Source organism: Paraburkholderia xenovorans (assembly GCF_046030735.1).
Classification (GTDB): domain Bacteria; phylum Pseudomonadota; class Gammaproteobacteria; order Burkholderiales; family Burkholderiaceae; genus Paraburkholderia; species Paraburkholderia xenovorans_A.
Window position 1 is genome coordinate 54200 of the sequence record NZ_JAQQBV010000016.1, and the last position, 20356, is coordinate 74555.

The window sequence follows — 20356 nt, forward strand, 5'->3', positions numbered from 1 at the left end:
TGTCGATTCAGATGCCATTGCGTGGGGCCGGGTGCTGGGTACGCGCCTGTTTGCCAGGTGTGCGAGGTTTTGCGATTGGTGTGGCCGTGAGTGTGAGCTATGCACACGCGTCGAATGCGCCGCATTCGCTGCCGCCGCTGCCCGCCTACCTATCGCTCGACAAGACCGCGTTGCAGCGCGAAGCGGCGCGCGATGTCGCGCCCTTGCCGCGCGGGGAGCCCGCCGACGTGCCGAACCCATTTAGCGACGAGCCCGGCTTGCCGCGCGCGGCAACGACAACCAGCACGAGCACCGCTGACGAACCGCTCGACGCCACGGACCCTGCGCCGCTACAAAAGCCCTCCACGGCCAGCCGTGACGACACAGCCGACACAGCCGACGCACCGACGCTCGAAGGTCCGCCGGTCCCTCTGCCACCGTTAGCCCGCCTGAGCGACGCGTCGACCAACGCACCGACCAACCCGCCCGCAAACGCGCCCGCAAACGCGCCCGCAAACGCGCCCGCAAACGCCGCGGACCCCCACCTCCCCGCCGACGACAAACCGATCTCGCTGAACTTCCAGCGCGCGGAACTCGGCGCGGTGCTGAACGCGTTCGCCCAGTTCACCGGGTTGAACATCGTCGCGAGCGAAAGAGTGCGGGGCACCGTGTCGCTGCGGCTCGATAAGGTACCGTGGCGCACCGCGTTCGATACCTTGCTCGACGTCAACGGTCTCGCGATGGAGCGCCACGGCACCGTGATCTGGGTCGCGCCGCTCGCGGATCTGGCTGCGCGCGAGCGGCAGCGCTACGAGGCACACGCACGGGTCGCCGATCTGGAGCCGCTCGCAAGCCGCACGTTTGAACTCCACTACGCGCGGGCCGACGACGTGCGGCGTCTGCTCACCGGCGCCGGCAACCAGCGCGTGCTGTCCAAACGGGGCGCGGCGACAGCCGACCCGCGTACCAATCTGCTGTTCGTCACCGACATCGAGGGCCGTCTTGCGCAGATCACGACGCTGCTTGCGTCAGTCGACCGGCCCACGCGTCAGGTGTTGATCGAGGCGCGCATCGTCGAAGGCGAGCATGGTTTCTCGCGCAATCTCGGCGTGCGCCTTTCGCTGGCGGCGACCGCTGCGGACGGCACTGCGCGCGGCCTGACAGGCGGCAAGGACGGCACCGTGTACGATCTGTCGGCGAGGCCGATTTCAGGTTTCGACGCCGCCACCGCCGGCCTCACGCTGTTCGCGGCCGGCGCGACGCGGCTTCTGAACATCGAGCTGAGCGCGCTGGAGGCCGAGGGGCGCGGTGAAATCGTCTCCAGCCCGCGAGTGGTGACGGCCGATCGCATGAAGGCCGTCGTCGAGCAGGGCACCGAGCTGCCGTATCAGGCCAAAGTGGGGCAAGGAGTCTCGGGCGTGCAGTTTCGCCGCGCCACGCTCAAGCTGGAGGTCGAGCCGCAAATCATGCCCGACGGGCGCGTCGTGCTGGACCTCGACGTCGCCAAAGACAGCGTCGGCGAACAGACCGACGCCGGGCCCGCGATCAACACGAAGCACGTGCAAACGCGGGTCGAAGTCGAGGATGGTGGTACGGTGTCGATCGGCGGCATCTACGCGACCGACGACCGGGACGATGTGACGCGGGTGCCGCTCCTGGGCAAAATACCGGTTTTAGGCGCGCTTTTTCGCCACCGGGCTCACCGCGACCAGCGCAGCGAACTGGCGGTTTTCATCACGCCGCGCGTCGTTCAGACAGATTAGAGGCAGCGCGCCACCGCCCTCCGGCGGCGGCGCGCAGGCTCGACAAGGCAGCCGCTTTGCCAGTAAGCTGCGGCACGAACTACACCGGATTAGCCAGAGGACACCGTTGCAAGCGCGGGACGCACACGCCAATGTAATTTTTGTAGGGCTCATGGGGGCAGGCAAAACCACCGTGGGCCGGGCCATTGCGCGCCGTCTCGATCGCCCGTTCTTCGATTCCGACCATGAAATCGAAGTACGCACCGGCGCGCGCATTCCTGTGATCTTCGAGCTGGAGGGCGAAGCGGGCTTCCGCGAGCGCGAAGCGAGCGTGATTTCCGATCTGACCGGGCGCGAGAATATCGTGCTCGCCACCGGAGGCGGCGCGGTGCTCCGGCCGGAAAACCGCGCAGCGCTGCAAAATCGCGGCGTGGTGATCTATCTGCGCGCTAATCCGCACGACCTGTGGCTGCGTACCCGGCGCGACAAGAATCGGCCGCTTCTGCAGACCGAAGACCCCAAGGCGCGCCTCGAAGCGCTCTACGAAGTACGTGATCCGCTCTATCGGGAATGCGCACACTTCGTGATCGAAACCGGCCGGCCGTCGGTCAACGGACTCGTCAACATGGTTCTGATGCAGCTCGAGATGGTCGGCGTCGCCAAACATCCTGCGTCATAATGGACCGTATGATTACCGTCAATGTCGAACTGGGCGAGCGCGCCTACCCCATCCATATCGGTGCCGATCTGATCGGCCAGACCGCTTTGTTCGCGCCGCATATCGCCGGCAACTCCGTCACCATCGTCACGAACACCACCGTCGATCCGCTTTACGGCGACACGCTGCGCGCGGCGCTCGCGCCGCTCGGCAAGCAGGTTTCCACCGTGGTTCTGCCAGACGGCGAAGCGCATAAAAACCTCGAAACGCTGAATCTGATTTTCGACGCGCTGCTGGGCTCGCGCGCCGACCGCAAGACCACGCTGATCGCGCTCGGCGGCGGGGTGATCGGCGACATGACCGGCTTTGCCGCGGCGTGCTACATGCGCGGCGTGCCGTTCATTCAGGTGCCGACTACGCTGCTGTCGCAGGTCGATTCGTCGGTGGGCGGCAAGACGGGCATCAATCATCCGCTCGGCAAGAACATGATCGGCGCGTTCTACCAGCCGCAGGCCGTGATCGCCGACATCGGCGCGTTGCGCACGCTGCCGGCACGCGAACTGGCCGCGGGCGTCGCCGAAGTCATCAAGACCGGCGCGATTGCCGACGCCGGTTTCTTCAGGTGGATCGAAGCGAACGTCGAAGCGCTCAATCGTTGCGAGCCGCAAGCGCTGGCCGAGGCGGTCAGGCGGTCGTGCGAGATCAAGGCGTCGGTGGTCGCGCAGGACGAGCGCGAAGGCGGCTTGCGTGCGATCCTCAACTTCGGTCACACGTTCGGCCACGCGATCGAGGCCGGTCTCGGCTACGGCGAATGGCTGCATGGCGAGGCAGTCGGCTGCGGGATGGTGATGGCAGCGGACCTGTCGGTGCGCCTCGGCTATCTCGACGAAGCCGCGCGCCAGCGCCTCGTCGACGTAATCGTTGCCGCGCATCTGCCCATCCGCGCGCCCGCGCTTGGCGAAGCGCGCTACGTCGAACTGATGCAGGTCGACAAGAAAGCCGAGGCCGGCGCAATCAAGTTCATTCTGCTGAAGCGTTTCGGTGAGACGCTCATCACTCAGGCGCCCGACGCCGACGTGCAAGCCACGCTGGCCGCCGCGGTCTAGACCGAGCCGGCGAAGGAGTCGCAGCGAGGCAACGCATCCGCGTCACGAGGCGCCGCCCATGTTTCGGAGAATCCGGTGACAGACAGGCGCAGCGACGATGTAAAGCTTGACCACGGTGGTGGTGCGGCGCCCGGTGCGCCGTCCCAGCAAGACCTCGAGGCGCATCTCGCGCCTTATGCGGCGCGTTCCGCGCAATCGCGCGGCCGCCGCTTTCCCGAAGCCGCGCCCAGCGCGCGCACCGAATTCCAGCGAGACCGCGACCGCATCGTCCACTCGACCGCATTTCGCCGGCTCGAGTACAAAACGCAGGTGTTCGTGAATCACGAGGGCGACCTGTTTCGCACGCGTCTCACGCATAGTCTGGAGGTTGCGCAGATCGCGCGGTCGGTCGCGCGCAATCTGCGCGTCAACGAGGATCTCGTCGAAGCCATTTCTCTTGCGCACGATCTCGGCCATACGCCGTTCGGCCATGCAGGCCAGGACGCGCTCAACGAATGCATGCGCGAGCACGGCGGCTTCGAACATAACCTGCAAAGTCTCGCGGTCGTCGACGATCTTGAAGAGCACTACGGCGCGTTCAACGGACTCAATCTGTGCTTCGAAACACGTGAGGGCATTCTCAAGCATTGTTCGCGCGAGAACGCACGCCGGCTCGGCGCGCTCGGCGAACGTTTTCTGGACGGGCGGCAACCGTCGATCGAAGCGCAGATCGCCAACGTCGCCGACGAGATCGCGTACAACAATCACGACGTGGACGACGGGTTGCGTTCGGGCCTGCTCACTGTCGAGCAACTCGCGGAAGTAGAGTTATGGCAGTCGCACTACACGGCGGCTCGCAGCGAATTTCCGCAGATCGAAGGGCGCAGGCTGATTCATGAAACCGTGCGCCGGATCATCAATACGCTGATCGTCGATCTGATCGACACGACGCGGCTCAATCTCGCGAAGCATGCGCCCGCGACGCTCGATGAAGTGCGTGCTTCACCACCGCTCGTCGCGCACAGTGAGGCTATCGCCGCGCAGGCCGCGACGCTCAAGCGTTTCCTGTTCAAGAACCTGTATCGCCACTATCGCGTGATGCGCATGGCCAATAAGGCGCGCCGTGTGGTGATCGGGCTGTTCGACGCATTCACCGAAGACCCGCGGCTTCTGCCGCCGAGCTATCAATCGAAGGATACGGCGCTGCAACCGCGCCTGATCGCCCACTACGTTGCTGGGATGACCGATCGGTATGCGGTGAAGGAGTATCAGCGGCTGTTCGTGATCAACGACAACTGAGCGCGCTTGCTGCGCCCTCGACATGGCTGCCGTGCGCGTGCAAAAGAGGCGGCTCCGCACCTCGCAGCGCTCACTGTAGAGCCTTGCGTCGCCAAGCCGCCGCCATCACATCGGAAGTCAAAAATTGGCGGGCCGGCATCGCCTGTCGGCGCACGTCGAACACCCGCCCTTAAGCGGCCTTAAAGCGCTCTTAAAGCCGTATTAACGCAACCGCGACGCAAACAGCGCCCCGGCAATCAGCGCCACGCCGCCGACGATCGCAATCGTTTGCCACGGATTTTCATGCACGTAGTCGTCGGCATCGGAGATCGCGACTTCGGCGCGTTCACGCACCGCTTCACGCGTGTCGTTCAAACGGGCGCGCGCAACTTCCAGCTGTTTGCGCAACTTGCTGCGCAGTGCGACGGCGTCCGCTTGCGTGCCGTCGGCGAGAGTCGATTCCAGTTCCGACATTAGCGTGCGCAGTTCGCCGGCAATGTCTTCGGCCGCATGGCGGCTATGGCGGGCAATACGCCGCGCGCGGCGGCTGGTCGAGGTCCAGGATTCGCCGAGGGCGTCTCGCGTATTCGGAAGTGCTGTCATGGTCGCTCCGTCGATGAGGGTGAAAGAAGGGTCCCGCGCCGTCCCGTGCTATCTCGTGCTGTCACGTTGCTACGCGGGAAACACCCTGAGCACGCAACTTCGGTGCCAAACCTGAAAAGCCCCGCGTAGCGTACCTGGGCGCTTCTATTCGTCAGCAGATATTGCACGCTCGCGAACGGCGCAGGGTCAAAGTTACAACGTTTGCCGATACTACTGGCGTGCCCACATCCACTACGCCCGGCACACCACGTTCGTGGGCAAAAAAGAAAACGCCGTCACGGAATGCATGACAGCGTTGTCCAAGCCGCGAAAATTCGACTACCCTAAGTCAACGGCCCCCAATTTTGACGAAGCGTCCAGGAAGCGTTAGAAACGGTAACCGATGTTGACGTACGTAACGATCGGGTTCAGTTTGATCTTGGTTTGCGATTGCACGTTGAGCGTGCCGACAGGCGTGTTAGCCGCGCTGTTCAGTTTGGCCGTGGTGCTGAGCGGCAGGTACGAGATGGAGACGCCCGCGAACCAATGCTGGTTGAACGCATAGGTGAAACCCGCATTAAACACCGGCTCCCACGAACTATCCGTAGAGACGCTGGTCGGACCATGCAAGACGTTTTGCTCGAAGCCGCCGTTGGTGATCTTCGCGTCGGTGAACCAGATGCGGCTCACGCCGACGCCGAGATACGGGCGGAACGTAGCGGTCGGGCTGTTGAAGTAGTACTTGAACAGCAGAGTCGGGCTCCACTGTTTTGCCTGGCCGAGCTTACCGAATTGGGCGAGGCTGCCTGTACCGTCCAGGTCGAATGAAGGTGGGACGCCGATGACGAATTCAGTTGCGATGTGATCGGTGACGAAGTAGCCGGCCGTGAAGCCAAGCGTGTCGGCCGAACTGAGCGATGCGCCAGTGTTGGCTTGAGTGAGATTGGTCGGGCTGCCGCCGATGCTCGTCACCTTCAACGGTTCGCTGCTCGATTGAGGTGCGAGGTGGAACCAGCCCGTCGTAACGTAAAAGCTTCCAGCCGATTGCGCATGCGCTGCTGTTGATATACAGGCTAGCGCCGCGATCCCCGTTACGGCCTGTTTTAATTTCATATGTGCTCCTCCAGAAAAGGCTTGCTCATTATGACGACAACGTTTGAAACAAACCATACGCGGCGGTTAGAGCTTTCTCCCTAAGCTCCGCGCGGTTTCTGCCTCAGCCGCGTCGCGCCGAAGCTTGAGCGCATGCGGTTCTCCGGACCTTCGGGTATGTACCAACGCGACTATCGGATACTCCAGCATGGCACGGCTTGCACGTCTCTATGTCCCTGACCAGCCGCAGCACGTCATCCTTCGCGGACTCGATCAGCAGCCCGCATTCGTCGACGAACAGGACTACGAGCTTTTCATCGACTGCCTGAAAGCGGCTTCGCGCGACCATCACTTGTCCATCCACGCGTATGCGTTGATGCCGGGTGCGGTGCAACTACTCGTCACGCCGACTGAAGAGTCGAGTCTGCCCAAAGCGATGCAGGCAGTCGGGCGCCGCTATGTCGCTCACTTCAACCGGCGTTACGCGCGCCGCGGCACGCTGTGGGAAGGCCGCTATCGCGCGACGGTGATCGAAGGCGAGCGCTACTTCCTGCTCGCGAGTCGCGTGGTGGAGATGTCCCCGGTGCGCGCGGGGCTCGTCAGCGCGCCGGAAGACTACCGCTGGTCGAGCTATCGCCATCACATCGGTCTCACGCTCGACAGCCTGATTACCGACCATCCGCTGTACTGGTCGCTCGGCAATACGCCGTTCGAGCGGCAGCGCGCGTATCGCGAACTCTGCGAGCAGCCGCTCGACGAACGCGAGGCCAGCCAGCTGCAGCAAGCCACGCTGAAAGGCTGGGTGCTGGGCAGCGATACGTATCGGGAATGGGCGGCGCGAGCCGCGAACCGGCGTGTTTCGCCGCTGCCGCGCGGGCGGCCGCGCAAGGTTCGCGAAACGCCGCAGACGCAATAAAGCGTTTTCGCTTCAAAGGGTTGGATCTGAAACGGCATCTGCGCATGCCGTTTTCTTTTGCCCCATTTTGATATGGCACCAATAAAATTATCACGCAATGCACCAACTTGATAATTGGGGATCAATCATCACGTTTTATTTGCTATTCCATTGATTCGTCGCGTATATTCCGGATTCCGGCGCTTTCGACACGCGTAGCATTCAGCGTAAAAAGGCGCCGTCGTGGTTGCGGTGCGAACTGCGGCAATAGAAAAATGGTTTAACGGCCTGTCCGGCCCCTCACAGACGGTGTCCCCATGAACGACCACCAGCAACCGATCCACCCGGTTCCCGCGGCGCAAGGTCTGTACGACCCGCAAAACGAGCATGACGCCTGCGGTGTCGGCTTTGTCGCTCACATCAAGGGCAAGAAAAGCCACGAGATCATCGAGCAAGGCCTGAAGATTCTGGAAAACCTCGACCACCGGGGCGCCGTCGGCGCCGATCCGCTGATGGGCGACGGCGCGGGCATCCTGATCCAGATTCCGGACGGTTTCTATCGTGAGGAAATGGCGAAGCAAGGCGTGGTGCTGCCGCCGAATGGCGAGTACGGCGTCGGCATGGTGTTCCTGCCGAAGGAACACGCATCGCGGCTCGCGTGCGAGCAGGAGCTCGAACGCACGGTGAAGGCCGAAGGCCAGGTCGTGCTGGGCTGGCGCGACGTGCCGGTCGACCACACCATGCCGATTTCGCCCACCGTGAAGGCGAGCGAGCCGCTGATCCGCCAGATCTTCATCGGCCGCGGCAAAGACATCATGGTGACCGACGCGCTCGAACGGAAGCTGTACGTGATCCGCAAGACCGCGAGCCACCGCATCCAGGCGCTCAAGCTCAAGCACGGCAAGGAATACTTCGTGCCGTCCATGTCGGCGCGCACGGTGGTCTACAAGGGGCTGCTGCTGGCCGGCCAGGTCGGCGTGTACTACCGCGACCTGCAGGACGAGCGCACCGTATCGGCGCTCGCGCTGGTGCACCAACGCTTCTCGACCAACACGTTCCCGGCATGGGAACTGGCTCACCCGTACCGGATGATCGCGCACAACGGCGAAATCAACACGGTGAAGGGCAACGTCAACTGGCTGAACGCCCGCACCGGCGCGATCGCCTCGCACGTGCTCGGCGACGATCTGCCGAAGCTGTGGCCGCTGATCTACCCGGGTCAATCCGATACCGCCTCGTTCGACAACTGTCTCGAACTGCTGGTGATGGCTGGTTACCCGCTCGTCCACGCGATGATGATGATGATCCCGGAAGCCTGGGAACAGCACACGCTGATGGACGACAACCGTCGCGCGTTCTACGAATACCACGCCGCGATGATGGAGCCGTGGGACGGCCCCGCCGCGATCGCGTTCACCGACGGCCGTCAGATCGGCGCGACGCTCGACCGTAACGGCCTGCGTCCGGCGCGCTACATCGTCACGGACGACGACTTGGTGATCATGGCGTCGGAAGCCGGCACGCTGCTGATTCCCGAGTCGAAGATCGTCAAGAAGTGGCGTCTGCAGCCGGGCAAGATGTTCCTGATCGACATGGAGCACGGCCGCATCATCGACGACAAGGAACTGAAGGACAACCTCGCGAACGCGAAGCCGTACAAGAGCTGGATCGACGCGGTCCGGATCAAGCTCGACGAAATCGAGCCGAAGGCCGAAGACGTCGCGAGCGAACGCCGCGAAGCCGCCGCGTTGCTGGATCGTCAGCAGGCGTTCGGCTACACGCAGGAAGACCTCAAGTTCCTGATGGCGCCGATGGCGCAAGCCGGCGAAGAAGCCGTCGGTTCGATGGGCAACGACTCGCCGCTGGCCGTCATGTCCAACAAGAACAAGACGCTCTATCACTACTTCAAGCAGTTGTTCGCGCAAGTCACGAACCCGCCGATCGACCCGATCCGTGAAAACATGGTGATGTCGCTGGTGTCGTTCGTCGGTCCGAAGCCGAACCTGCTGGACACGAACAACATCAACCCGCCGATGCGTCTCGAAGTGTCGCAGCCGGTGCTCGACTTCAAGGACATCGCGAAGATCCGCGAGATCGATCAGTACACGGGCGGCAAGTTCAGCTCGTACGAACTGAACATCTGCTATCCGGTCGCATGGGGCAAGGAAGGCATCGAGGCGCGCCTCGCGTCGCTGTGCGCGGAAGCGGTCGATGCGGTGAAGTCCGGCTACAACATGCTGATCGTGTCGGACCGCAAGACCGACCGCGACAACGTCGCGATTCCGGCGCTGCTCGCCACCGCCGCGATCCACACGCACCTCGTGCAGCACGGTCTGCGTACGAGCGCGGGTCTGGTCGTCGAAACCGGTTCGGCGCGTGAAACGCATCACTTCGCGCTGCTCGCGGGCTACGGCGCGGAAGCCGTGCACCCGTACCTCGCAATGGAAACGCTGAGCCAGATGGCCGCGGGCCTGAAGGGCGACCTGTCGGCGGAAAAGGCGGTCTACAACTTCACGAAGGCAGTCGGCAAGGGCCTGCAGAAGGTCATGTCGAAGATGGGCATTTCGACCTACATGTCGTACACCGGCGCGCAGATTTTCGAAGCGGTCGGCCTGGCTGAAGACCTCGTGCAGAAGTACTTCAAGGGCACGTCGTCGAAGGTCGGCGGGATTGGCCTGTTCGATGTCGCGGAAGAAGCGATCCGTCTGCATCGCGACGCATTCGGCGACAACCCGGTGCTCGCGAACATGCTCGACGCGGGCGGCGAATACGCGTACCGCGTGCGTGGCGAAGAACACATGTGGACGCCGGATGCGATCGCCAAGCTGCAACACTCGGCACGCAGCAACTCGTATCAGACGTACAAGGAATACGCGCATCTGATCAACGACCAGACCAAGCGCCACATGACGTTCCGCGGTCTGTTCGAGTTCAAGCTCGATCCGACCAAGGCGATCCCGCTCGACGAAGTCGAACCGGCGAAGGAAATCGTCAAGCGTTTCGCGACGGGCGCGATGTCGATGGGCTCGATCAGCACGGAAGCGCACGCCACGCTGGCGGTCGCGATGAACCGCATCGGCGGCAAGTCGAACACCGGCGAAGGCGGCGAAGACGCGAACCGTTACCGCAACGAACTGCGCGGCATTCCGATCAAGACCGGCGACACGATGAAGTCCGTGATCGGCGACGAAGTGGTGGTCGACATTCCGCTGAAGGAAGGCGATTCGCTGCGTTCCCGGATCAAGCAGGTGGCCTCGGGCCGTTTCGGCGTGACCGCGGAATACCTCGCGTCGGCCGATCAGATCCAGATCAAGATGGCGCAGGGTGCGAAGCCGGGCGAAGGCGGTCAGTTGCCGGGCCACAAGGTGTCGGAATACATCGGCAAGCTGCGTTACTCGGTGCCGGGCGTCGGCCTCATTTCGCCGCCGCCGCACCATGACATCTACTCGATCGAAGATCTGGCGCAACTGATTCACGACCTGAAGAACGCCAACTCGGCAGCGAGCGTGTCGGTGAAGCTGGTGTCGGAGTCGGGCGTCGGCACGGTGGCCGCGGGCGTCGCGAAGGCGAAGGCCGATCACGTCGTGATCGCCGGCCATGACGGCGGCACGGGTGCTTCGCCGCTGTCGTCGGTGAAGCATGCGGGCACGCCGTGGGAACTCGGTCTCGCCGAAACGCAGCAAACGCTGGTGCTGAACCAGTTGCGCGGCCGTATCCGCGTGCAGGCCGACGGTCAGATGAAGACCGGTCGCGACGTCGTGATCGGCGCGCTGCTCGGCGCGGACGAATTCGGCTTCGCGACGGCACCGCTCGTCGTCGAAGGCTGCATCATGATGCGCAAGTGCCATCTGAACACCTGCCCGGTCGGCGTCGCGACGCAAGACCCGGTGCTGCGCGCGAAGTTCTCGGGTCAGCCGGAACACGTGGTGAACTTCTTCTTCTTCGTTGCGGAAGAAGCACGCGAACTGATGGCGCAACTGGGCATCCGCAAGTTCGACGACCTGATCGGCCACGCCGAACTGCTCGACATGAAGAAGGGCATCGAGCACTGGAAGGCGAAGGGTCTGGATTTCTCGCGCGTGTTCTATCAGCCGCAAGTGCCGGCCGAGGTGGCGCGCAAGCACGTCGACGTGCAGGACCACGGTCTCGACAAGGCACTGGATCACGTGCTGATCGAGAAGGCCAGGGCGGCCATCGAGAAGGGCGAGCACGTGTCGTTCATCCAGCCGGTGCGCAACGTGAACCGTACGGTCGGCGCAATGCTGTCCGGCACGATCGCGAAGAAGTACGGCCACGACGGCCTGCCTGACGACGCGATTCACATCCAGTTGAAGGGCACCGCGGGTCAGAGCTTCGGCGCGTTCCTCGCGAAGGGCGTCACGCTGGATCTGGTCGGCGACGGCAACGACTACGTCGGCAAGGGTTTGTCGGGCGGGCGCATCATCATCCGTCCTACGAACGATTTCCGCGGCAAGTCGGAAGAGAACATCATCTGCGGCAACACGGTGATGTACGGCGCGATCGAAGGCGAAGCGTTCTTCCGCGGCGTCGCAGGCGAGCGCTTCTGCGTGCGTAACTCGGGCGCGACGGCGATCGTCGAAGGCACGGGCGACCACGGTTGCGAATACATGACCGGCGGCACGGTGGTCGTGCTCGGCGAAACCGGCCGCAATTTCGCGGCGGGTATGTCGGGCGGCGTCGCGTACGTGTACGACCCGGACAACGCGTTCGCCGGCAAGTGCAACACGGCGATGGTCGCGCTCGATCCGGTCTTGCAACAGGCCGAACAGGAACGCACGGTCGACAAGGGTCTGTGGCACGCCGGCACGACCGACGAAGCGCTGCTGAAGGGGCTCATCGAACGTCACTTCCAGTTCACCGGTTCGCCGCGCGCCAAGGCGCTGCTCGAAAACTGGGACGCGTCGCGCCGTCAATTCGTGAAGGTATTCCCGACCGAATACAAGCGCGCGCTCGGCGAGCTGGCCGCGAAGAAGGCGAACAAGGAAGTGCTCGCCGCCTGAAGCGTCCGCTGTCGAACGACGTCACATTTAGCCGTACCCGCCGCGCGTCGCCGTTCAACGGTGCGCGCGGCGGGCGAAGATCACCCACCTGATACAGATAGAGAAGAGAACCACATGGGCAAGGCAACCGGTTTTCTCGAGTTCGAGCGCCGCCACGAGGCGTACGAAGCTCCGCTCACGCGTGTGAAGCACTACAAGGAATTCGTCGCGGCGCTGTCCGACGACGAAGCGAAGATTCAAGGCGCGCGTTGCATGGACTGCGGCATTCCGTTCTGCAACAACGGCTGCCCGGTGAACAACATCATCCCGGACTTCAACGACCTGGTGTTTCATCAGGACTGGAAGAACGCGATCGAAGTGTTGCACTCGACGAACAACTTCCCCGAGTTCACGGGCCGCATCTGCCCGGCGCCGTGCGAAGCGGCGTGCACGCTCGGCATCAACAACGATCCGGTCGGCATCAAGTCGATCGAACACGCGATCATCGACAAAGCCTGGACCGAAGGCTGGGTCACGCCGCTGCCGCCGAAGCACAAGACCGGCAAGAAAGTCGCGGTGGTCGGTTCAGGCCCCGCGGGTCTCGCCGTCGCGCAGCAACTCGCGCGTGCGGGGCACGATGTCACCGTGTTCGAGAAGAACGACCGGATCGGCGGCCTGTTGCGTTACGGCATTCCCGACTTCAAGCTGGAAAAGTGGCTGATCGATCGCCGCATGCGTCAGATGGAAGCCGAAGGCGTGACGTTCCGCGCGAACGTATTCGTCGGCAAGGCGGACTCGCTGCCGGCGTACATCGGCAACACGGCGAAGGAAACCATCACGCCCGCAGAACTGAAGGAACAGTTCGACGCGGTGGTGGTTGCCGGCGGTTCGGAAACGCCGCGCGATCTGCCGGTGCCGGGCCGCGAACTGGAAGGCATCCATTACGCGATGGAATTCCTGCCGCAGCAGAACAAGGTCAATGCCGGCGACAAGGTCGCGAACCAGTTGCTCGCCAAGGGCAAGCACGTGGTCGTGATCGGCGGCGGCGATACGGGTTCGGACTGCGTGGGCACGTCGAATCGCCATGGCGCGAAGAGCGTCACGCAATTCGAGCTGCTGCCGCAGCCGCCGGAAGAAGAAAACAAGCCGCTCGTGTGGCCGTACTGGCCGATCAAGCTGCGCACGTCGTCGTCGCATGACGAAGGTTGCGAGCGCGATTGGGCGGTGGCGACGAAGCGTCTCGAAGGCAAGAACGGCAAGGTCGAAAAGCTGATCGCCGCGCGCGTCGAATGGAAGGACGGCAAGATGCAGGAAGTGCCGAACTCGGAATTCGAAATGAAGGCCGATCTGGTGCTGCTCGCGATGGGCTTCACGCAGCCGGTGTCGCCGGTGCTCGAAGCGTTCGGCGTCGACAAGGATGCGCGCGGCAACGTGCGCGCCGCGACCGAAGGCGACAAGGCGTACTACACGTCGGTGGACAAGGTGTTCACCGCGGGCGACATGCGCCGTGGTCAGTCGCTGGTGGTGTGGGCGATCCGCGAAGGCCGTCAATGCGCGCGTTCGGTCGATGCTTTCCTGATGGGCCATTCGGAACTGCCGCGTTAAACGTTTCCAGCTGGTTTTCAGGCAAGCGCTGACAGCGCGCAGGAAAACCAGCCACCGTTTGCAGGAAGAGGTGGAGACGACAAAGCGGTAAATAAGCGGTACATCAAGTCGTAAAAAAGCCGGACACCCGCGAGGGTTGTCCGGCTTTTCTTTTTTGCGGCGCTGGAAGCGGCCTGAAGCGTTGTTACTTGCGATACCGCGTCAACGTGAGCCCATCGAGATCGATCTCCGGCGTGCGCTGCGTAATCAGATCCGCGACCACGCGGCCCGAGCCCATCGACATCGCCCAGCCCGTCGAACCGTGCCCGAGATTCAGCCACAGGTTGCCGACACCAGAAGGCCCGAGCAACGGCGCGCCGTCCGGCGTCATGGGGCGCCGGCCGACCCAGAAGTGCGCGGAGGTCGGATTGGCCGCGTGCGGAAACCAGTCGCTGAGCACTTTCATCAGCGTTTGCAGCGCCTGCTCGCGCAACGTGGTCTCATGGTTGCCGAGTTCCGCAGTACCCGCGATGCGCAGATTGTTGCCGAAGCGCGTGATCGCGGTTTTCAGCGATTCGTCCATCAAGGCGGCGTGCGGGGCTTTTTCTTCGTCGGTGACGGGCAGCGTCGCCGAATAGCCTTTCACCGGATAGAGCGGCACCTTCACGCCGAGCGGCGCGAGCAATGCCGCGCTGTCGACGCCCAGCGAGACCACCACCGTGTCGGCTCGCAGCGTTTCGGCGCCGCATTCGCTGTCGAGATGCACGCCTTTCACCGCACCGCCTTGCACGTCGAGCGACGTGACGCGCGTGTCGAAGCGAAAGCTCACGCCGTTGCGCTCGCAGATCGCGCGCAGTTCGCGGGTGAAGCGGGCGCAGTCGCCGGCTTCGTCGTCGGGGAGATAGAGACCCGACAACGGCGCCTCGCGCGCCCAGCGCAAGCCCGGTTCGATCTCGACGCACTGCGCCGCGCTCACCTCGCGATGCGCGATGCCGGCGTCGCGTAAAACGGCCAGCGCCGGCTGCGCGAGTTCGACGTCGTACTCGCTGCGGAACAGTTGCAGATAGCCCTGGCTACGCCCGTAGTCGAACGGATGACGGCTGCGGAATTCGCGCAGACAATCGCGGCTGTAGTACGCGATCCGTTGCATGCGCTGCTTGTTGACGCGAAACCGTTCGAGGTCGCACTCGCGCAGCCAGCGCGCGATCCAGCGCCATTGCGCGGGGTCCAGAGTAGGGCGGAAGATCAGCGGCGACGCGGGCTTGAACAGATACTTGAGAATCTTCGCCGGCATGCCGGGAGCAGCCCACGGCGTCACATAGCCCGGTGCGATCACGCCGGCATTGCCGAAACTGGTGGAGAGCGCGACGTCGGGTTCGCGTTCGATCACGGTGACGTCGCAGCCTTGCGCGCGCAGATAAAAAGCCGTTGCGACGCCGATCACGCCGCCGCCGAGAACAATCGTTTTCATGGTTGGGTCTGCGAGGTCAGGCAGCAGGCTGGGTTGAGCCGAGCACTTTGCCTCGGGTTTCCGGCAGACACCATGCCGCGACGATCACCAGCAAATAGCCCGCACCGGCGACGATGCCCATCGCCTTAACCAGTGTCATGGTTTGCGACAGTGTACCGACCAGGATCGGAAAGAACGAGCCGAGACCGCGCCCGAGGTTGTAGCAGAAGCCCTGTCCCGAGCCGCGGATCGAATTCGGATAGAGCTCCGACAGATACGCGCCGACCCCCGCGAAAATCCCTTGCACGACGATGCCGAGTGGAAAGCCGAGCGCGAGCATCATCGAGTCCGTGACCGGCAGCATCGTGTAGACCATGCCGAGCACGAACGAACCGATCGCGAACAGGATGAACGACGCGCGCCGGCCGATCCTGTCACACAGAATCGCGCCGACGATATAGCCGGTGAACGAGCCGACGATCAGCACGATCAGATAACCGCTCGTGTTGAACACCGACAGATGGCGCACGGTTTTAAGGTAAGTGGGCAGCCAGGTGGTGATCGCGTAATAGCCGCCGAGCATGCCGGTGCACAGCGCGCTGCCGAGCAGCGTGGTTTTGAGGTGAACGCCGGAGAAAATCTGCAGGAAGTGCGAGGTATCGAAGCCGCGTTCACGCGCGCGGCGGGTTTCGAGAAAGATTTCCGGATCGCTGACGTTGCGGCGGATGTAAATGATCCACGCGGCCGGCAGCAAGCCGATCCAGAAGCACGCACGCCACGCGTATTGCTCGGGCAACAGCGCGAAGAACGCCCAATAGACGATCGCCGCCGCGGCCCAGCCGAACGACCAGCTGCTCTGCACGGTGCCGACCGCTTTCGCGCGATGCTGCGGCGAACGGATAGTCTCCGCCATCATGATCGTCACCACCGACCACTCGCCGCCGAAGCCGATCCCTTGCAGCGTGCGCGTGGTGAGCAGTTGCCAGAACGAATGCGTGAAGCCCGACAGGCAGGTGAAGATCGCGAAGGTGGCGATGGTCCATTGCAACACGCGAACGCGGCCGTAACGGTCGGCGAGAATGCCCGCGATCCAGCCGCCGATCGCCGAGGAAATCAGCGAACTGGTGGCGATCATCCCGGCTTCGCTTTTGGTCATGCCCCATGTCGCGATCAGCGTCGGGATGAGGAACGAGTAGATCATGAAGTCGAACGCGTCGACTGCGTAGCCGCCGAAACCGGCATACAGGGTGCGGCGTTCGCGCTGGGACAGTTCGGTGAACCACTGGAGAGATGCCATATTTTTTTGTGTTCTCCGGGAGCACCGGCCAGCGGCGGCTCGAGATGTTGGGTTTTTGCATTTTACGGGGATGGGCGGCAGGGGGGCCAGTCGCGGTCAAAAATGGCCGGAATGAGTTCTGTCACGCATCCTTACCAACTACTACTGCGTAACCCAAAAACAATAGATCGCCGTTAAACTGCGCCGGCAGCGACGATGCTGCACCCCTCCCTCACGCCCGCGCCAGCCAATTTTCATGTCCGCCAACGCCAATCTTTGCTCGCCATCCCGCCGGTTCGCGGACGTGCCGGCGCGGGCACCGCAATCGCGCCGTGCGTTCTTGAAGTCGTCGGTGGGGGTGCTGCTGTTGTCGGGTGTCGGCGGTTCGCTGCTGTCCGCGTGCGGCGGCAGCATCAACGGCGATCAGCCCGATACGCCGCGTCTTGCTTCGGTAAGCAATTTTCGCGACGTGGCCGGCGCCGCGGCAGGCTATCCGACCGTCGACGGCAAACAGATGCGGCGCGGCGTCTTCTACCGTTCGAACGCGCTGACGTTCAGCGCCGACGATCAGGCGACGGTCGACAAACTCGATATCGCTTCGGTGTACGACCTGCGCACGCCGGGCGAAATCGCGCGCACCGCCGACGCGTTGCCGGCCGGCGCGACCTCGCGGACGTTCAATGTCCTCGGTATGCTCGACGCCGTGTGGCCGATCTTCGACACGGCCGAAGCGGCGAGCGCATTCATGGAGGAGCGCGCGCGCGGCAATGTGACCGGCGGCGCGCAGCGCGCGGGCTACGGCACGCTGCTCAAGCAGCTTGCCGAAGGCCCCGGCGTGCAACTGCTCCATTCGAGCGCCGGCAAAGACCGCACCGGCTGGGTCGCGGCGCTGCTGCAGAGCATCGCCAACGTGCCGCTCGACGTGATCATGCAGGACTATTTGCTGAGCAATGTGTATTTGACGCTGGAAATCAAGGCTCAGAACGATATGCTGCGCTCCCAGGACGGCGACGCGATCGCGACCATCCAGGCGCCGCTGTTCGGCGTTCAGGAGAGCTATCTGCAAGCGGGATTCGATCAGGTGCAGGCGAGCTACGGCACGATGGAAAACTATCTGACGAAAGGTCTCGGACTCGCGCAGCAGACGATCGAAAGCCTGCGCAGTTTGCTCGTGAGTTGATCGGCGTTTGAGCGCCAGGCAGCGTCAGGCCGTTGCGCAAAAAAAATCCGCCCCAGGTTAAGCGGGCGGAAGAGAAAGGGCGGCATCGAGGTTGCCGGTGGCGACTATAAGACAGCCGCCGTCGTCACAGATCGTCGGGTAAGGACGCGTAAGCGGGCCGCCCGCTAACGCGAACTGCTCTTCATGCCAGGGCCGGCATCACCGGCAATTCGATCCGCACTTCCAGGCCGCCCTGCGCGTGATTGCGCACGTGACAGCGCCCGCCGCGATCGTGCGCGAGCCGTGCGACGATCGCCAGACCAAGGCCGCAATGGCCTTCGCCGCCGCGCGCGGCGTCGAGCCGCACGAAGGGTTTCATCGCCGCCGCAATGCGGTCGTCGGGGATGCCGGGGCCGTGGTCGCGCACGCTGATGATCCAATGCTGCTCGCGGCGTTCGGTGCCGATATCCACCGGCGCCGCGCCGTGTTCGAGCGCGTTGTCGACGAGATTGGTCACCAGCCGGTCGAGCAGCGTGCGCGGCAGTTTGAACGCGTCGCCGGCACGCAGTTGAAGCGTGAAAAGCGGCGCTTCGCTGCTGTCGGTGGCGGAGAACTGCTCCTGCAGGAATCCGTCCACTTCGACCGGCGGCCCGGCATCCGCGGACTGGCCGGCGAACTCCAGGAACTGCTGAACGATGTTGGTCAGCGAGTCGACGTCGCGGATCAATCCTGCCCGTTCGTTTTCCGCGACCAGCACGCTCGCGCGCAATTTGAGGCGCGTGAGCGGCGCTTTCAGATCGTGCGCGACGCCGGCCAGCATCACCGCCTGGTCGTCGCCGGCTTCGTTCAGGCGCCGCATCATGTCGTTGAATGAACCGATCAGATCGCGCAGTTCGCGCGGCCCTTGCTCGGTGACGGGTTGCGGGCGGCCGCCTGAACCGAAGTCGCGCGCGGCGTTGGCGACGCGCGACAAGGGCCGCTGCATTTGCCAGACCGCGAACAACGACAGGATCAGCGAAGCAAGCAGCATCGAAATGGATTCGACGAGAAAGCGCGGGCGCGGCGGCACGTCGACCGGTACGACCACCCAGTTCGATTTGCCGGGGAACAGCACCCACAAATGCGGCGGATGCATCCCGTCGACGGCGATCTGGGTGCCGGCCGGCAGGTTTTCACGCAGATGCCGGCTGAGTTCGACCAGCGGCCGCTGATCCGGCGGACGCAAGCGCACGCTCGCCGGCATGTTCCAGGTGGGCACGAGATGCACACGCATTGCGGGCGCGAGCGCGGCGCCCTTCATCGGCTCGCCGTTGACGGCCTGCAGGACCAGCAGAATGCCGCGTGCAAAGCCGTCGATTTCGTGGCGCGGCGGCTGCATCACCACGAGCACGAACCAACTGGCCTGAATCGCGAACAGCACTACCGTCGAGAGCAACGCCATTCTGCCGAACAGTGTGTTCAGCGGGTTTTTCATGCGCTGGAGGCGGTCTCGTCGGCGAACGGCGTGCCGTCGGCGTCAGGCACGAACACGTAGCCTTTGCCGCGCACCGTTTGCACATAGCAGGGGTTGGACGGATCGTCTTCGATCACGCGACGCAGACGCCAGATCGGCACGTCGAGGCTGCGGTCGCGGAACGCGAGGTTGTCGCGATGCACGAGATCGTGAATCAGCACGCGCGACAGCACCTTGTACGGATTGTTGACGAAGATCTTCAGCAGCGCGAACTCGCTGTCGCGTAGCGGCAGCTTCGAGTCGTCGCGCGATAGCGAGCGGGTCGCGAAGTCGAGTTCGAACGGACCGAAGCGATACGGCTTGCGCGCTTCCGGCGCGCTGGTGGTGGACGGCCCGCGGCGACGCAGCACCGTGTGGATGCGCGCCAGCAGTTCGCGCGGGTCGAACGGTTTGGTGAGGTAGTCGTCCGCGCCGAGCGACAGCCCGACGATGCGATCGGCCACCGTGCCGCGCGCGGTGACGAAGATCACCGGGATGTCGTCGCCGGCGGCGCGCAACGCGGTGAGCGCGCGCAGGCCGTCGGTGTTCGGCATCATGATGTCGAGCACGACGACGGAAGGGCGTTCACGTTCGAGCCGCCGTTGCAAATGGGTGCCGTCGTGCAGCACCGATGCATCGAAGCCGTTCGATTGCAGAAATTTGCATAGCAGATCGCGTACGACCGGATCGTCGTCGACGATAAGGACCTGTGGATTCATGGCGAAATTCTAGACTGGCCCGCGCGACGCGCGCCCGACTGTTTTCTTACCAACGCTTACCGGATGCGGGGCCGTTCTGGCCCCTTCGCGTGTAAGGCCCGCCAGACAACGCTCACCGTATATTTCAGCGGTGCGATATGGGCCTTTCCCACGGGGCGACGCGCATAACCCCCTGCATCGGCCCCTTGCAGCGAGCACCCCCACGCCTCACGTTGCCAGACCTCTCGTCAGGAAAGAATTTGCGCTCAATCGCAACGCCTCGCAACGCCTGGAAATGGCCGGGAACCAGTCGTAAGAACTGCTGAAAAGCGCGCGTTTCTTCGTGCATCGCGGCGTACTGCCCGGCGAGATGATTCGTCGTGCAG

General features: G+C 63.6%; 14 protein-coding genes. 8 read left to right on the top strand and 6 right to left on the bottom strand.

The window, feature by feature from the left end:
* Positions 1 to 11: 11 nt before the first annotated feature.
* The 4 genes from pilQ to PQQ51_RS17595 all read left to right on the top strand — a co-directional run bounded on the left by pilQ (position 12) and on the right by PQQ51_RS17595 (position 4763).
* On the top strand, positions 12 to 1742 hold the full coding sequence (gene pilQ, locus PQQ51_RS17580; RefSeq protein ID WP_408498164.1) for a type IV pilus secretin PilQ: 1731 nt from the start codon (positions 12 to 14) through the stop codon (positions 1740 to 1742).
* 106 nt (positions 1743 to 1848) lie between these two features.
* Positions 1849 to 2400 (top strand): shikimate kinase, encoded by a 552-nt coding sequence (locus PQQ51_RS17585; protein WP_408498055.1) that lies wholly within the window; start codon positions 1849 to 1851, stop codon positions 2398 to 2400.
* A gap of 8 nt (positions 2401 to 2408) precedes the next feature.
* On the top strand, positions 2409 to 3485 hold the full coding sequence (aroB, locus tag PQQ51_RS17590; protein WP_459252348.1) for a 3-dehydroquinate synthase: 1077 nt from the start codon (positions 2409 to 2411) through the stop codon (positions 3483 to 3485).
* A gap of 75 nt (positions 3486 to 3560) precedes the next feature.
* Positions 3561 to 4763 carry a deoxyguanosinetriphosphate triphosphohydrolase gene (locus PQQ51_RS17595; RefSeq protein ID WP_408498057.1) on the top strand — a complete coding sequence of 401 codons (1203 nt, stop codon included), beginning with the start codon at positions 3561 to 3563 and terminating at the stop codon, positions 4761 to 4763.
* Between the two features lie 201 nt (positions 4764 to 4964).
* On the opposite strand, the gene PQQ51_RS17600 is transcribed toward PQQ51_RS17595, so the two are convergent.
* Both PQQ51_RS17600 and PQQ51_RS17605 read right to left on the bottom strand, forming a co-directional pair.
* A complete protein-coding gene (locus PQQ51_RS17600) occupies positions 4965 to 5345 on the bottom strand; it encodes an ElaB/YgaM/YqjD family protein (RefSeq protein ID WP_007180171.1) in 381 nt (126 codons plus the stop codon).
* Positions 5346 to 5711: 366 nt separating this feature from the next.
* Positions 5712 to 6437 carry an OmpW/AlkL family protein gene (locus tag PQQ51_RS17605; RefSeq protein WP_408498058.1) on the bottom strand — a complete coding sequence of 242 codons (726 nt, stop codon included), beginning with the start codon at positions 6435 to 6437 and terminating at the stop codon, positions 5712 to 5714.
* Between the two features lie 187 nt (positions 6438 to 6624).
* Here PQQ51_RS17605 and PQQ51_RS17610 point away from each other — a divergent pair, with 187 nt between their 5' ends.
* From PQQ51_RS17610 to gltD, 3 genes are all read left to right on the top strand, one after another.
* Positions 6625 to 7332 (top strand): transposase, encoded by a 708-nt coding sequence (locus PQQ51_RS17610; protein ID WP_408498059.1) that lies wholly within the window; start codon positions 6625 to 6627, stop codon positions 7330 to 7332.
* Between the two features lie 296 nt (positions 7333 to 7628).
* Positions 7629 to 12332: a glutamate synthase-related protein gene (locus tag PQQ51_RS17615; RefSeq protein ID WP_408498060.1), complete on the top strand. Its 4704-nt coding sequence runs from the start codon at positions 7629 to 7631 to the stop codon at positions 12330 to 12332.
* Positions 12333 to 12446: 114 nt separating this feature from the next.
* Positions 12447 to 13916 carry a glutamate synthase subunit beta gene (gltD, locus tag PQQ51_RS17620; protein WP_408498061.1) on the top strand — a complete coding sequence of 490 codons (1470 nt, stop codon included), beginning with the start codon at positions 12447 to 12449 and terminating at the stop codon, positions 13914 to 13916.
* A 184-nt stretch (positions 13917 to 14100) separates the two neighbouring features.
* Here the strand turns inward: gltD and PQQ51_RS17625 are convergent, their stop codons facing one another.
* Positions 14101 to 15366 (bottom strand): D-amino acid dehydrogenase, encoded by a 1266-nt coding sequence (locus PQQ51_RS17625; RefSeq protein ID WP_408498062.1) that lies wholly within the window; start codon positions 15364 to 15366, stop codon positions 14101 to 14103.
* Between the two features lie 16 nt (positions 15367 to 15382).
* On the bottom strand, positions 15383 to 16642 hold the full coding sequence (locus tag PQQ51_RS17630; RefSeq protein ID WP_408498063.1) for an MFS transporter: 1260 nt from the start codon (positions 16640 to 16642) through the stop codon (positions 15383 to 15385).
* A 235-nt stretch (positions 16643 to 16877) separates the two neighbouring features.
* Here PQQ51_RS17630 and PQQ51_RS17635 point away from each other — a divergent pair, with 235 nt between their 5' ends.
* Positions 16878 to 17801 carry a tyrosine-protein phosphatase gene (locus PQQ51_RS17635; protein ID WP_408498064.1) on the top strand — a complete coding sequence of 308 codons (924 nt, stop codon included), beginning with the start codon at positions 16878 to 16880 and terminating at the stop codon, positions 17799 to 17801.
* A 181-nt stretch (positions 17802 to 17982) separates the two neighbouring features.
* On the opposite strand, the gene PQQ51_RS17640 is transcribed toward PQQ51_RS17635, so the two are convergent.
* Together PQQ51_RS17640 and PQQ51_RS17645 are read right to left on the bottom strand one after the other, a co-directional pair.
* Entirely contained in the window at positions 17983 to 19254 is a 1272-nt protein-coding gene (locus tag PQQ51_RS17640; protein WP_408498065.1) for an ATP-binding protein, read from the bottom strand.
* Complete coding sequence (locus PQQ51_RS17645; protein ID WP_408498066.1) at positions 19251 to 19991, bottom strand: response regulator; 741 nt, start codon at positions 19989 to 19991, stop codon at positions 19251 to 19253. Before PQQ51_RS17645 ends, PQQ51_RS17640 begins: the two co-directional genes overlap by 4 nt.
* Positions 19992 to 20356: the final 365 nt, after the last annotated feature.